We start from the raw sequence: 12,990 nt of genomic DNA, 5'->3' as shown, positions 1-12,990 counted from the left end.
CGTCAAAGGTCCCGTTGACGCGCCCGTGAGCGGGTTCCCCCCGCCCGTGCCGAGGTCCTTTCGTGACCCGCCCATGCCGGGGTTGGGGCATTCGGCGGCTGCTCAGGAAGGGGTGAAGGCCGGCGCGGGCCGCCCCGCCTCCGCCGATGCCCGGCCTTCGACGCCGGCCACCCTCGATGGACTTCCGGCCTGCCGCCGGCGGCGTGGCTGCGCCCTTCCGGGGCATCGTCAGCCGTGCGCGTCCAGCCAGTCGGGCACGCGCTCGCGGGCGATCATCGCCTCCACGGTCGGCCGGGGGCGGACCACGGCCCAGCGATCCCCGTCAACCAGCACCTCGGCGGCGAGGGGCCGCGTGTTGTACTCCGAGGACATGACCGCGCCGTAGGCCCCGGCCGAGCGGAAGGCGACGAGGTCGCCTTCGCCCATGGGCGGCAGCGGGCGCTGGCGGGCGAAGGTGTCGCCGCTCTCGCAGACGGGGCCTACGACGTCGAAGGGACGGCGCTCGGCGCCCGGTTCGGCCTCCCGCACGGGTACTATGTCGTGCCAGGCGCCGTACATGGCGGGGCGGATCAGGTCGTTCATCGCCGCGTCGAGGATGAGGAAGTCCCGCCCCTCCCCCTCCTTCAGCCAGATTACCCGCGACAGCAGCAGCCCCGCGTTGCCCGAGACGAGGCGCCCGGGCTCGATCTCGATCTCGCAGCCGAGATCGCCGACCGTGCGCCGGATCAGCGCGCCGTACTCCAACGGCAGGGGCGGCGCCTCGTTGGAGGTCTCGTAGGGGATGCCGAGACCCCCGCCGAGGTCGAGGCGGTCTATGGAATGGCCGTCCCCGCGCAGCGCCCGCGTCAGGTCCGCGACCTTGCCGTACGCCTCCTCGAAGGGCTCGAGGTCCGTGAGCTGCGAGCCGATGTGCACGTCGACGCCCCTGACGCGCAGGCCCGGCAGGCGGGCCATCTCGGTATAGACCTCGCGCGCGCGGGCGATGGGGACGCCGAACTTGTTCTCGGCCTTCCCGGTCGCGATCTTCTCGTGCGTGCGGGCATCGACGTCGGGGTTCACGCGCAGCGCCACGGGGGCCTCGACGCCCAAGGAGGAGGCGACCTCCGAGAGGGCGCGCATCTCGGGCTCGGACTCGACGTTGAACTGGCGCACCCCGCCTTCGAGCGCGGCACGCATCTCGTCGCGGGTCTTGCCCACGCCGGAGAAGACGATCCGTTCGCCCGGCACGCCGGCGGTGCGGGCGCGCGCGTATTCGCCCCCCGACACCACGTCCATGCCGGCCCCCTCGGCGGCGAGTACCGAGAGCACCGCCTGGTTGCTGCAGGATTTCACCGCGAAGCAGACGAGAGACGCCTCAGCCCAGTCCAGCGCCTCCGTGAAGAGGCGGTAGTGCCGGCGCAGGGTCGCGGCCGAGTAGACGAAGGTCGGCGTGCCCGCGCCCTCGGCGATCTCCGAGAGGGGCACGTCCTCGGCATGGAGCGCGCCGCCGCGGTAGAGGAAATGATCCATGGATGGGCCTCGGAAGGGGTGGAGCCGGCAGGTGCCGGTAGGGGTGGCGTCGCCCGAGGCGTCCGCACGGAGGGCAGAGATGGCCGTCTCCCGCAGCGCCTGAAGAAGGAAGGGACCGCCGCGGCGCGCGTCAGCCGCCTTCGGAGAAGACGACGCCGATGCGAGCCTCGCCGCCGGCGGTGAAGGTCGGCCCGGCACCGCCCGGGGTAAGCGGGGCATCGGCGCCGCAGGCGGCAAGGAACGCAAGGGCGAGAACGTGGAAGAGCGGCTTCATGGCAAATCTCCTGGAGGCATGGTCAGGGTGCGGCGGCGCCCCGGCAAGCGCCGCCCGGCGGGGGCGTCCGAAGGCGGGCGCGGCGGCTTCATCCGCCCAGGCGCTCGCGCCATCGGCCCACCTGCGCGCGAACGTTCTCGGGCGCCGTGCCGCCGTAGGAGCGGCGCGAGGCGACCGACGCCTCGACCGTGAGGACGTCGAACACGCCTTCGCCGATGGCCGGGTGCGCCTCGCGCATCTCCTCCAGCGAGAGGTCCGAGAGGTCGCAGCCCTTGCCTTCCGCCCTCGCGACGAGCGCGCCGGTCACGTGATGCGCCTCGCGGAAGGGCAGGCCTGCCTCGCGCACCAGCCAGTCGGCGAGGTCCGTCGCGGTCGAGAACCCGGTCGCGGCCGCGGCGCGCATGGCTTCGGCCCGGGGGGTCATGGTGGCCACCATCCCCGCCATCGCCGCCAGCGAGAGGGCCAAGGTGTCGGCGGCGTCGAAGACCTGCTCCTTATCCTCCTGCATGTCCTTCGAATAGGTCATCGGAAGCCCCTTCATCACCGTCGCCAGCGCCACGAACGCCCCGTTCACGCGCGCGACCTTGGCGCGGATCAGCTCGGCCGCGTCGGGGTTCTTCTTCTGCGGCATGATCGAGCTGCCGGTCGACCACTGGTCGGACATGAGGACGAAGCCGAACTGGGCGGAGGACCAGATCACCAGCTCCTCCGCGAGGCGCGAGAGGTGGGTGGCGCAGATCGAGGCGGCGGCGAGGTACTCCAGCGCGAAGTCGCGGGCCGCCACGGCATCAAGGCTGTTGGCCATGGGCCGATCGAAGCCCAATGCATCCGCGGTCATCTCGCGGTCGACGGGAAAGCCCGTGCCGGCCAGCGCAGCGGCGCCGAGGGGGGATTCGTTCATGCGCGCGCGGGCGTCGCGGAAACGCCCGGCGTCGCGGCCCAGCATCTCGACATAGGCGAGCATGTGGTGGCCCCAGGTGACGGGCTGCGCGACCTGCAGATGGGTGAAGCCCGGCATCGGCCAGTCCGCCCCCGCCTCCGCCTGATCGAGGAGCGCGCGCTGCAGCGCGGCTATCCCGTCCGCCGCCTGGTCGCACTGCTCGCGGACCCAGAGGCGCAGGTCCGTCGCCACCTGGTCGTTGCGCGAGCGCGCGGTGTGCAGCCGTCCCGCCGGCTCGCCTATCAGTTCGCGCAGACGGGCCTCGACGTTCATGTGGATGTCCTCGAGGTCGGTGCGGAAGGCGAAGCGCCCTCCCTCGATTTCGGCGAGCACGGCGGCGAGGCCTTCTCGGATCGCCTCCGCGTCGCTAGGGGTGACGATGCCCGTCGCCGCCAGCATGGCGGCATGGGCGCGGCTGCCCTCCACGTCTTGGCGGGCGAGGCGCCGGTCGAAGCCGATCGAGGCGTTGATCGCCTCCATGATCGCGGAGGGGCCGGCGGCGAATCGGCCGCCCCACATGTCGTTCGCATCGCCCAAGGGAGTTCTCCTTGCCCGTCCCATGCGCCCTTAGCCGCTCCGCCCCCGGGGGGCCAGCATGAGGCGGCGCGCGCTGCTGATCGCCGGGGGGGGCGCCGCGCTGATCGCCGTGGCGGGGGCCTGGACGCTCTGGCCGAGCGATGGGATCCCGCGCAGGGGCGACATGGCCAAGCTGCGCCCGCCCGGCCCGGAGGGCGCGCTGCCCGCCGGCGCGGTGCCGCTGGCGCCTCGGCTGACGCTGGTGAACTTCTGGGCCACCTGGTGCGCGCCCTGCCGCGAGGAGATGCCCGCCCTCGCCCGCGCGCACGGGATGCTCGCACCCAAGGGGATCGGCGTGGTGCTCGTCGCCTCGGACCGCTCGCCGCCCGAACGGATCGAGGCCTTTCTCGCGGATGCGGGCGCCGGGGCGCTGCCCAACGTGCCCGACCCCGACGGCGCGCTGCGCCGGGCCGCGGGGGCGGCAGGGCTGCCCACCACGCTGATCCTCGGGCCGGGCGGGGATGAGGTCGCGCGCCTGCCCGGGACCGCCAGATGGGATGGAGCGGACGCGCTGGCCACGATCCGCGCGCTCGCGGACACGGTTTCTTAAGGTCCGTCCCCTAGAGCGGTCCGGAAAGGAGGGCCGCCCCCCGTGACGCGCGACGCATCCGAACCCGATACCGGCGCCAGCCCGCTGGCGGTGGCCGACGCCGCCCGTTCGCACGGGATCCTCGACTTGGTGGCGCAGGCCGTGGCCGCGCGCCACGTCGCGCTGGCCTTCCAGCCGGTCCGGCGCGCGGACGAGCGAACAGGGCCGCCCGCCTTCCACGAGGCGCTGGTGCGCGTGATCGACCCGGCTGGCCGCGTGGTGCCCGCACGCGACTTCATCGACCGGATCGAGCGGACCGAGACCGGGCGCCGGGTCGACGTCCTCGCGCTCGAGATGGGGTTGGCGGCGCTGCGATCCGACCCGGGTCTCGCGCTCTCGGTGAACCTCTCGGCCCGCTCGATCGGCTACCGCCCCTGGACCGCCGCGCTGGAGGCGGGCACCGCCGCCGACCCCGCCAGTGCCGAACGCCTCATCCTCGAGATCGAGGAACGGTCCGCTTTGGCCATGCGCGAGGTGATCGCGCCCTTCGCCGCCCACTGGCAACAGGCGGGCGTCTGCTTCGCACTCGACGGCTTCGGCGCGGGCGCAACGGACCTCCGGGGGGTGCGCGACCTCGGCTTCGACCTCGTCAAGATCGACGGGCGCGCGTCGCGCGGCGTCGCCGCGGACCCCGAGGCGCGCGTCCTCGCACGGGCGCTGCAAGGCGTCGCGGCGCGGTTCGGGATGCTCAGCGTGGCCCAGGGGGTCGAGGCCGAGGAGGACGCAGAGGTCCTCGCCGCGATGGGCGTCGACTGCGTCCAGGGGTTCCTGGCTGGCCCGCCGGTTTTGGGGCGCCCCAACCCGCCGGGCTCCCGCTCCGCTGCCTGAACGGGGGATCGCTCCGGGGGCGGGGCGGGTGCAGCGGGCCGCAGGCGCGATCTTGCCCAGCGGGCATATGGCATCCTATGCCGGGCGGCGACCCGGCTCCGCCTGCCCACCGTCCGGCGGGGCATCCTTCCGAGGAAAGGACCCCTATGACCGGCACCGTCATCGTTTCAGCCGCCCGCACCCCCGTCGGCAGCTTCGGGGGCGCGTTCGCGCGCACCCCCGCCCACGATCTCGGCGCCGCTGTGCTGCGGGCGGTGGTCGGGAGGGCGGGCATCGAGAAAGCCGAGGTCGAGGAGACGATCCTGGGCCAGGTCCTGACGGCCGCGCAGGGCCAGAACCCGGCCCGGCAAGCCCATGTCGGGGCCGGCCTTCCGCAGGAGAGCGCGGCCTGGGGCATCAACCAAGTCTGCGGCTCGGGTCTCCGGGCGGTGGCGCTGGCCTCGCAGCACGTGCAGCTCGGCGACGCGAAGGTGGTCGCCGCCGGCGGACAGGAGAACATGTCCCTCTCGCCCCATGCCCAGTCCATCCGGCAGGGGCACAGGATGGGCGACGTGAAGCTCGTCGACACTATGATCCGCGACGGTCTCTGGGACGCGTTCGGCGACTACCACATGGGCCAGACGGCAGAGAACGTCGCGACGCGCTGGCAGATCACCCGCGACCAGCAGGACGAGTTCGCCGTCCGATCGCAGAACAAAGCCGAGGCCGCGCAGGAGGAGGGGCGCTTCAAGGACGAGATCGTCCCCTTCACGGTGAAGGGCCGGAAGGGCGACACGGTCGTCGAGAAGGACGAGTACATTCGCCACGGCGCGACGCTGGAAGCCATGCAGAAGCTGCGCCCCGCCTTCGCGAAGGACGGCAGCGTGACGGCTGCCAACGCTTCGGGGATCAACGACGGCGCGGCGGCCGCCCTCGTCATGTCCGAGGGGGAGGCCGCGCGCCGGGGGATCGAGCCGCTGGCGCGGATCGCGTCTCACGCAACGGCAGGCCTCGACCCCGCGGTCATGGGGATGGGCCCCGTCCATGCCTCGCGCAGGGCGCTCGAGAAGGCGGGCTGGACGGTCGCGGATCTCGACCTCGTCGAGGCGAACGAGGCCTTCGCCGCCCAGGCCTGCGCCGTGAACAAGGAGATGGGCTGGGATCCAGCGATCGTGAACGTCAACGGCGGCGCCATCGCCATAGGCCATCCGATCGGCGCGTCCGGCGCGCGCGTGCTCAGCACCCTGCTCTACGAGATGCGCCGACGGGACGCGAAGCGCGGCCTCGCCACGCTATGCATCGGCGGCGGCATGGGCGTCGCCATGTGCGTCGAGCGTTGAGAGGTCCGGGCGGCATGGACGGCATCAAGCAGATCGTCTTCTCGGGCGGTGGGCTGCGCTGCTTCTGGCACGGCGGATGGATGGCCGCCCTCTCCGAGGCGGGCGCCGAGCCCCGGCCCCGGCGCGTGACCGGCGTGTCGGGCGGCGCGCTCTCGGCGGCGGCCTGGATCGCGGGCGCCGAGACCCGACTGTTCGAGCGGTTCGCCCGCGCGGCGATGCGGAACGACCGGAACGTGACCCTGCGCGACCTGGACGAAGAGGATGGCCGCTCGCCCCATCAGCGGATCTACGATACCATCGTGGAGGACGTGCTGGACGCCGAGGCGCAAGCCCGGATCGCCGAAGGACCGGCCTTCCAGATCAGCGTCTCGACGACGGGCGGTGGCGGTGGCGCCACGCTGCGTGCCCTCGCCGCCGGCGCCATCTATCAGGTCGAGCAAGTGCTCGCCCCCACGCCTCGTCCGCGTCTCTCGGCCGCCGGCGGGGTCGAGCAACGGCTGATCGACGCGCGCGGCGCCGCCCGCGACGGCACGCTGCCGGACCTCGTCCGTATGGCGGCCACGGTGCCGCCGGCGTTCCGGCCGGACACGTGGCACGGGCCCGAAACGGACGGGGACGAGCCGATCTACGACGGCGGCATGGTCGACAAGGCCCCCCTGCCCGAACCGAACGAGGGTTCGACGCTGGTGCTGCTGACCAAGCGGTTCGAAGCGCTACCCGACGAGGCGGGCGTGCATTACGTCCAGCCGTCGGAGCCGGTGCTCGATGGATCGAAGCTGGACTTCACGGATCCGGGCCTGCTGCGCCAGGCCTGGGATCAGGGCCGCCGCGACGGCGAGGCCTGGCTGGATAGCCCCGAGGAAGGATGAAACCATGGCCCGCGTCGCGCTCGTCACCGGAGGAACCCGCGGCATCGGCGCCGCGATCGCCAAGGCGCTGCACGCCGAAGGCCGCGAGGTCGCAGCGACGTATGGCGGCAACGACGAGGCTGCGAAGGCCTTCACCGACGAGACCGGGATCGCCGCCTACAGATGGCCCGTGGGCGAGTACGACGCCTGCAGGAACGGCGTCGCACAGGTCGAGGGCGACATCGGCCCCGTCGACATCCTCGTGAACAACGCCGGCATCACCCGCGATGCGCCCTTCCACCGAATGACCCCCGCACAGTGGTCCGAGGTGATCGAGACCAACCTCACGGGGGTGTTCAACATGACCCACGCGGTCTGGCCCGGCATGCGCGAGCGGCGGTTCGGCCGCGTCATCACGATCTCGTCGATCAACGGGCAGAAGGGGCAGTTCGCCCAGGCGAACTACGCCGCTGCGAAGGCGGGCGACATCGGCTTCACCAAGGCGCTGGCGCAGGAGGGAGCGCGGGCGGGGATTACGGTGAACGTGGTGGCGCCCGGCTACGTCGACACGGACATGATGAAGGGCGTGAAGCCCGAGGTCATGGACGACGTGATCCTGCCCGCCATCCCCGTCGGACGCCTTGGCCGCACGAAGGAGATAGCCCGTTGCGTGGCCTTCCTCGCCTCGGACGAGGCGGGTTTCGTCACGGGATCGACCTTGTCGGCCAATGGCGGCCAGTACATGTGTTGACCCTTTGGACTGCAGGGGTGGCGCAGGCCGCGGGCCTGCCTTCCTCGGCGGCAGGGCCGGCGCTTCCCAGGCCGCGACGAGATCGCCCGCCGCACGGCCGGCGGACAGGAAACCGCGTAGGCCCGTCCCGCGTCGGCCGATCTTGCGAAGACCTGCCGCCCCATGCCGCGCGCCATTCGGTGCGGGTGCGCGCATGACCGCCGGCTGTTGCGCCGGCCGCTCCTCGGGATGACGCGGCGCGGCGCCAACGCCACGGGCTTCGTCGCGGTCCTTCTCTGGTCGCTCCTCGCGCTTCTGACGACGCGCGCCGCGCCGGTGCCGCCCCTGCTGCTGAACGTCGTTTGCTTCGGCATCGGCGGGGTCGTCGGGATCATCTGGATGCTGCTGACCGACGATACCGGGGCGTTGCGGGCTGTGCCGCTGCGGGTCTATGCCTTCGGGACGGCAGGCCTCTTCGGATATCATCTCCTCTACTTCTCGGCCTTGCGGCTTGCCGCACCGCACGGGGCCGAGGCGCAGGCGGGGCTGATCGCATATCTCTGGCCGCTGCTCATCGTCCTTCTCTCCGGCCTGCTGCCGGGGGAGCGGCTGCGAGCGGGCCACCTCCTCGGCGCGGTTCTGGCCCTTGCGGGGGCGACGCTCCTGATTCCGGGGACGGAGGTTGGCGGGACGGGCGCGGGGGCGCTGCCCTCCTACGCGCTCGCGGGGCTCTGCGCGCTGGTATGGGCGGGCTACTCGGTCGCCTCGCGGCGGCTCGGCGACGTACCGACCGCCTCCGTCGCGGTGTTCTGCCTCGCAACGGCGGCCCTTTCGCTGCCGCTGCACCTGGCGCTGGAAGAAGCGGCCTGGCCGGACACGAATGTGGGCTGGGCGGCGCTGCTGGCGCTCGGCGCGGGCCCGGTCGGCGCGGCCTTCTACGTCTGGGACATCGGCATGAAGCGGGGCGACATCCAACTCCTCGGCACGGCGAGCTACGCGGCGCCCGTCCTGTCGACCGCGTCGCTCGTCATCGCGGGAGTCGCGGAGCCGAACTGGCGCCTCGGAGGCGCGGCGGCGCTGATCGCCGCCGGCGCCTTTCTGGCGGCGCGGTCTAGCCGCTCAGCCGCACCATCTGCTCCTTGAGGGCGAGCTTCTGCTTCTTCATCTGCGCGATCGCGAGATCGTCCGCGGAGGGCGATCGCTGCGCGGCCTCCACCTGCTGCGAAAGGGACTGGTGCTTCTTCCGAAGGGCGGAGATATGCGCGTCTGTCGTCATGAAGGTCCTCCTCTCTTTGCGAGACGGGCCCCTGCGCCGCAGGGCGCGGGGCCCATCCCGGAATGGTAGCACGACCCTCTCCGATACCCTCCTAAAAAATCGTTAACGGCCCGGATCCGGGCGCCCTACCGCCGGCGGGAAAGGCGGACGCCTCATGTCCAGGGGCCGGGCTCGCTCAACTCGATGTCGTTGTCGCGCAGGATCGCGGCTGCGCGGAAGTGATCCTGCCGCCGCACCATCAGCCGGCGGGGAAACAGCCCGATCCCGCCCTCGAGGATGCTCATGTTTACATCGAGCGTGACCGCTTCTATCCCCTCGCCGTCCAGCAGGGCCGTGGCGAACGCGATGACCGTCGGGTCGGTGGTGCGGAGGAGTTCCTTCATGGCGACCGATCTAGGCGCGCCCGCCGCCGCCCGTAACCCCGCCGCTGCCGGCCGGCCGCTCGACCGGCTGAACGCCCTGCTCGCGCCTGGCCTCTCGCGGACGGCCGCGATCATCGAGGGGCGCATGGCCTCGGATGCCGCGCCGCGGATCCCCGAAGTCACCGCCCACCTCGTCGGCGCGGGCGGCAAGCGGGTGCGCCCCGTGCTGGTCCTCGCCTCGGCCGCCCTCTGCGGCGAGACCGGCGAGGACGCCGCCAAGCTGGCCGCGACGGTCGAGTTCATCCACACTGCCACGCTGCTGCACGACGACGTGGTGGACGAATCGCGCCAGCGCCGTGGTCGCCCTTCGGCGAACCTGCTCTGGGACAACCAGTCGAGCGTGCTCGTCGGCGACTACCTCTTCGCACGCGCCTTCCAGCTTATGGTCGAGCCCGGCTCGCTGCGCGTCCTCGGCATTCTGTCCAACGCCGCCGCCACCATCGCCGAAGGCGAGGTGCTGCAGCTCACCGCCTCGCGCAACCTCGCCACGGACGAGGCGACCTATCTCAGGGTCGTTCGCGGCAAGACCGCGGCCCTCTTCTCGGCCGCGACGGAGGCAGGGGCCGAGCTGGCCGGCGCGGACGCCGGAACGGTGGCGGCGCTGCGCGATTACGGCGACGCATTGGGGATCGCCTTCCAGATCGCGGACGACCTTCTCGACTGGGAGGGGGGGGCCGAGATCGGCAAGAATCCCGGCGACGACCTGCGCGAGGGGAAAATGTCGCTGCCCGTCATCAAGGCCGTCGCCAGCGGGAGCCGCGAGTTCTGGCACCGCACGATCGAGCTCGGGCGCGTGGATGCCGGCGACTTCGAGCAGGCGCTCGACCTCGTGCGCGCAGCCGGCGCGCTGGATGAGACGCGGACCGAGGCGCTGGGCTGGTCGGCCCGCGCCAAGGCGATGCTGAACGGGGCTCCGGAGGGGCCGGTCCGGGACGCGCTCGCGGATCTGGCGGACTACGTGGTGGCGCGCATCGCCTGAAGGCCAGGCCCTTCGCCGCGACGCCTTCAGGCGTCCAGCGGAGCGTCCGGCGTCAGGATCGGTCCGCCCAGAACTATCCATTCCGGGTGCGCCTCCCGCAATCGGGCAAGGGAGGCGCCCCCTTCGCGGCACAGCGCCCAATGCGCCGCGCCCGAGCCCGAGAGGCCGACCGCCAGCGCGTCCGTCCCCTCCAGCACAGCCCGGACGTCGCGCAACTCAGGGGCGAGGGAATAGGCGGCTTCGGCAAGATGGTTGCGCTCCTCCGCCCGAAGCCAGACGGCTAGATCGGAAAGGTCCGCGCCTGCGGGGGGCATCGCGCCGGGTCCGGCCGTGCCGATCCGCGCCCGCTCGGCGAAGACCGCCGGGGTCGAGAGATGCAGGGGCGGCGCGACGATCCAGAGCGCGGCACGTGGCAGCGCTGCGAGGGGCGCGACCTCATCGCCTACCCCGCGCATCCGCTGCGGGCCGGGCGCGGCCATGCAGACCGGCACGTCCGCGCCGAGAATCAATGCCTCCTTCGGGGACAGGGGTTCGACGCCCCAGAGGCGGGCGAGGAGGGCAAGGGCCGCCGCCGCGTCCGAGGACCCCCCACCGACCCCGCCGCCGTGCGGCAGAGCCTTGCGAAGCGAGAGGGCCGCCCCCGTCCTCACGTCCCGCCGCTCGCGCAGGAGGGCGGCCGCTTTCAAAACCAGGTTCCGCCCGTCCGTCGGCACGCCCCCGGACCGCGGCCCCGTCACGGCGAGCGTCAGGTCCTCCGCGGCGCGCGCCTCGAGCGTCTCGCCGAGGTCCGCAAACACCACGAGGCTGTCGAGGAGGTGGTAGCCGTCCGCCCGCCGCCCCGTCACCGCGAGGGAGAGGTTGACCTTGGCCGGCGCGAGGCGACGCAGGGGACGGGGGCCCTCCCCCTGGTCGAAGGTCGTCAATCGGAGAGCCGCGCCTGCTCGATCCGGGCCTCCTCCGCCATCACCTCGTCGAGGCCGACGGCGAGCTTGCGCTCGATGCGGACGGGGTCCTCGGCACCGAGGGTCAGCGCACGGGCCCACTGGAAGCGTGCCTCGCGCGTGCGGCCCACCGCCCAGAGGACGTCGCCGAGATGATCGTTGATCGTCGCGTCACCCGCCTCCAGCGCCGCGGCACGCTCGAGATGGGGGATGGCCTCCTCGGCGCGACCCAGCTTGAAGAGCGCCCAGCCGAGGCTGTCGGCGATGAATCCGTCCTCCGGCTCGGCGGCGGCGGCGCGCTCGATCATGGCGAGTGCCTCGGGAAGCGCCTCGCCCGCCTCGACCATCGAATAGCCAAGATAGTTCAGGATGTTCGCCTCTTCCGGGCGCTGCGCGAGGGCAGCGCGCAGGTCGGCCCGGGCAGCGCCCCAGTTCCCGGCCCGGTGGTGCGCCACCCCCGAAGCGTAGAGCGTGCGCCAGGGCGCCTCGTCACGCCCACCATGCAGCGTCAGCGCGGCCGCATAGGCGTCCGCCGCCCCGCCCCAGTCGCCCACGGCCCGGCGCGCATCGCCAAGCGCCACCTGCACGCGCGGCATCGCGCCATAACGCTCCGCGAGGGCGTCCATCACCTCGACCGAGGCGCGGGCGTTGCCGGCGGCCAGCAGGCCCCGGGCCCGCCCGATCGTCGCGGCGGGATGGGCCGGATCGTCCGCGGCGACGCGGCCATAGGCGCGGATCGCCAAGTCGTGCCGCTCGAGGCGCATCAGGAGGCGCGCCGACAGCATCAGCGCGTCCGTGTGGTCTGGGGCGAGGTGCTCTGCCGCGCGGGCATAGAGGAGCGTGTAGCCGTCCGCCGCCTCTCCCGAGAGGGCGGAGGCCACGGTGAAGAGGCTTTCGCCCATGCCTTCGCGGGCATCGGCCACTGTCTCGAAGGCGAGGGTCCCGCCATCGGTGAGGACGGCGCGCATGCGGGCGAGGCGCGGGTCGAGGTCCTTCCCGAAAAGGCGGTCGAGCAGCGCAAGGGCGCCGGAGCCGTTGCCGGCCCGCGACAGGTTCTCGATCCGGGCAACGGCGCTGCGGCGCGTCAGTCGGAGCGGCCCGGCCTCGCTCCCCTCGCCCGAGAACGCGATCTCGGCCTCCGCATGGCGACCGGCGGCGGCCAGCGCATACGCGCGGTGCAGCCGTCCGAACCGCGCGAGCCCCGGCCGCGCGGCGGTGCGATCGAAAGCCGCGAGCGCGGCCCCGACGTCGCCGCGCCCGAAATGCGCCCATCCGGCGGCGAGCCCGTCGACCAGCGGACCCACGCTTCCCCCCGCCTCCAGCCGGGCGAGGATGCCCGCCCAGTCGCCCTTCTGGGCAGCGTCGACCAGCAGGATCATGTCGGCGATCTGGCTGTCCCCACCGGCCTCGGCGAAATGCGCGGCCGTCAGGGCCGCCCGCTCGGGCCGTCCGGCGTTGAGCTGGACCGACATGGTCGCCTCCAGCAGCATTCGGTTCCCCGGATCGTGACGGAGCGCTTCGGCATAAGCGGTGGCCGCCATGGCATAGTCGCCCCTGTAGGCCGCCGTCCGCGCCTGGAGATAGGCCGACGCGAGCCCTTCGGCTAGCGCGCCCGTGCCCATGGCCGCCATGGCGGCCGCGCCGAAGATCCGGCGCAGGTCCCGTCGCTGCATGATCCCGTCCTTGCCTGTCCCGCGGACCACGCTAGGAGGGGCCGGCCGCGCCGCGCAAGCCCTCTAGAAACGGACGCGGCTGCGAT

Annotated in this window: 14 protein-coding genes; 7 read left to right on the top strand and 7 right to left on the bottom strand. The window is 72.7% G+C overall.

Features of this window, described 5'->3' with window-relative positions:
* Window positions 1-228: 228 nt before the first annotated feature.
* The 3 genes from lysA to argH all read right to left on the bottom strand — a co-directional run bounded on the left by lysA (window position 229) and on the right by argH (window position 3,242).
* Window positions 229-1,509: a diaminopimelate decarboxylase gene (lysA, locus tag BCF33_RS12395; protein ID WP_106161211.1), complete on the bottom strand. Its 1,281-nt coding sequence runs from the start codon at window positions 1,507-1,509 to the stop codon at window positions 229-231.
* A 130-nt stretch (window positions 1,510-1,639) separates the two neighbouring features.
* Window positions 1,640-1,783 (bottom strand): hypothetical protein, encoded by a 144-nt coding sequence (locus BCF33_RS14100; RefSeq protein ID WP_158259421.1) that lies wholly within the window; start codon window positions 1,781-1,783, stop codon window positions 1,640-1,642.
* 88 nt (window positions 1,784-1,871) lie between these two features.
* Window positions 1,872-3,242, bottom strand: coding sequence for an argininosuccinate lyase (argH, locus tag BCF33_RS12390; RefSeq protein ID WP_106161649.1), 1,371 nt, complete (start codon window positions 3,240-3,242; stop codon window positions 1,872-1,874).
* Between the two features lie 76 nt (window positions 3,243-3,318).
* Here argH and BCF33_RS12385 point away from each other — a divergent pair, with 76 nt between their 5' ends.
* From BCF33_RS12385 to yddG, 6 genes are all read left to right on the top strand, one after another.
* Window positions 3,319-3,849, top strand: a complete 531-nt coding sequence (locus BCF33_RS12385; RefSeq protein WP_106161210.1) for a TlpA disulfide reductase family protein — start codon at window positions 3,319-3,321, stop codon at window positions 3,847-3,849.
* 42 nt (window positions 3,850-3,891) lie between these two features.
* Window positions 3,892-4,716, top strand: a complete 825-nt coding sequence (locus tag BCF33_RS12380; protein WP_106161209.1) for an EAL domain-containing protein — start codon at window positions 3,892-3,894, stop codon at window positions 4,714-4,716.
* Window positions 4,717-4,862: 146 nt separating this feature from the next.
* Entirely contained in the window at window positions 4,863-6,035 is a 1,173-nt protein-coding gene (locus tag BCF33_RS12375; protein ID WP_106161208.1) for an acetyl-CoA C-acetyltransferase, read from the top strand.
* Between the two features lie 14 nt (window positions 6,036-6,049).
* Entirely contained in the window at window positions 6,050-6,904 is an 855-nt protein-coding gene (locus BCF33_RS12370) for a patatin-like phospholipase family protein (protein WP_158259420.1), read from the top strand.
* 4 nt (window positions 6,905-6,908) lie between these two features.
* Window positions 6,909-7,634 (top strand): acetoacetyl-CoA reductase, encoded by a 726-nt coding sequence (gene phbB, locus BCF33_RS12365; protein WP_106161206.1) that lies wholly within the window; start codon window positions 6,909-6,911, stop codon window positions 7,632-7,634.
* Between the two features lie 228 nt (window positions 7,635-7,862).
* The gene (gene yddG / locus BCF33_RS12360) at window positions 7,863-8,756 is read left to right on the top strand and encodes an aromatic amino acid exporter YddG (protein WP_106161647.1); all 894 of its coding nucleotides are present in this window, start codon (window positions 7,863-7,865) and stop codon (window positions 8,754-8,756) included.
* Here yddG and BCF33_RS12355 read toward each other — a convergent pair.
* Together BCF33_RS12355 and BCF33_RS12350 are read right to left on the bottom strand one after the other, a co-directional pair.
* Window positions 8,725-8,889, bottom strand: a complete 165-nt coding sequence (locus BCF33_RS12355) for a YdcH family protein (protein WP_106161205.1) — start codon at window positions 8,887-8,889, stop codon at window positions 8,725-8,727. The two genes, yddG and BCF33_RS12355, sit on opposite strands and share 32 nt — an antisense overlap.
* A gap of 152 nt (window positions 8,890-9,041) precedes the next feature.
* On the bottom strand, window positions 9,042-9,272 hold the full coding sequence (locus BCF33_RS12350) for a putative signal transducing protein (protein ID WP_106161204.1): 231 nt from the start codon (window positions 9,270-9,272) through the stop codon (window positions 9,042-9,044).
* Between BCF33_RS12350 and BCF33_RS12345 the strand changes: the two genes are divergently transcribed.
* Window positions 9,271-10,290 carry a polyprenyl synthetase family protein gene (locus BCF33_RS12345; protein ID WP_106161203.1) on the top strand — a complete coding sequence of 340 codons (1,020 nt, stop codon included), beginning with the start codon at window positions 9,271-9,273 and terminating at the stop codon, window positions 10,288-10,290. The genes BCF33_RS12350 and BCF33_RS12345 overlap by 2 nt on opposite strands.
* A 26-nt stretch (window positions 10,291-10,316) precedes the next feature.
* Here the strand turns inward: BCF33_RS12345 and BCF33_RS12340 are convergent, their stop codons facing one another.
* Window positions 10,317-11,213, bottom strand: coding sequence for a 4-(cytidine 5'-diphospho)-2-C-methyl-D-erythritol kinase (locus tag BCF33_RS12340; protein ID WP_245883821.1), 897 nt, complete (start codon window positions 11,211-11,213; stop codon window positions 10,317-10,319).
* Window positions 11,210-12,904 (bottom strand): tetratricopeptide repeat protein, encoded by a 1,695-nt coding sequence (locus BCF33_RS12335; protein WP_106161202.1) that lies wholly within the window; start codon window positions 12,902-12,904, stop codon window positions 11,210-11,212. The genes BCF33_RS12340 and BCF33_RS12335 overlap by 4 nt, the downstream gene beginning before the upstream one ends.
* Between the last annotated feature and the right edge of the window lie 86 nt (window positions 12,905-12,990).

This window comes from Hasllibacter halocynthiae (assembly GCF_003003095.1).
GTDB classification, from domain to species: domain Bacteria; phylum Pseudomonadota; class Alphaproteobacteria; order Rhodobacterales; family Rhodobacteraceae; genus Hasllibacter; species Hasllibacter halocynthiae.
The sequence above is the reverse complement of the archived record's forward strand: the minus strand, read 5'-3'. Positions and strand labels throughout refer to the sequence as shown.